The 770-nt window shown below is 33.6% G+C and carries 1 protein-coding gene; it reads left to right on the top strand.

The window, feature by feature from the left end:
- Positions 1 to 381: 381 nt before the first annotated feature.
- Positions 382 to 770, top strand: a 389-nt coding sequence (locus MAGTDC_RS05750; RefSeq protein WP_278046990.1) for a J domain-containing protein, incomplete at its 3' end; no start/stop codon positions are given.

Genomic DNA, 770 nt, shown 5'->3' with positions numbered 1-770 from the left:
GCTTACAAAAATAGTCACACTGACCGCGCTAATGTTTCCACAACCGCTAGGGCAACTGATATAAAATGGTGTCTAGTGAAGGCACCTAGCGGGAGAAGTCGGAACTAGCGTTCTACCAACTGCCAGAGAAAAATTCTCGTTACTTTTGTGTCTCCCCTCGTATGAACCTCTTTAACAGTGGATACATTATTCAGTCTACTTTACAATGTTATGTTTCAGCCCCAGGAAGTACAACAGAAACTGTAAGAGTTAAGTAAAGTTGATATTTAACTAAACCTCACCAATACACTCTATACCAAAAAACAGTTTTTATCCTTGTTTCAGTTTAACTTGGTTGTTCATTTTCTTTACATACTAAACATTATATATAAACACGTGTGTGTGTGTGTAAAAAGATTTGTACAAAACACATGTTCTATAACAGAAATATATTTTTTCCAGCTACAGCATTCTCTGGACATAAATGCAAAATATAAAGGATACAAAGTTTTGCCATTTAGGCACAGGAAATGTTATACACTGAAAGTCTACTTCAAGGATTACTATGCTATATTGGGAGTTTCAAAAGATGCCTCAGAAATGGAAATCAAAAGTGCTTACTATAATCTTTCAAAAATATATCATCCTGACAAAAATCATGGATGTCCATCTTCTTCTCATGAATTTAAATGTATTAGAGAAGCTTATGAAGCATTAACAAGTGAAAAGTTAAGAAACTTACACAATAAAAATTTATTAAGCCATAAGAAATCACTGAAAAGCAAAGATCG

The sequence above is a fragment of the Candidatus Hodgkinia cicadicola genome, assembly GCF_002774925.1.
The sequence above is the reverse complement of the archived record's forward strand: the minus strand, read 5'-3'. Positions and strand labels throughout refer to the sequence as shown.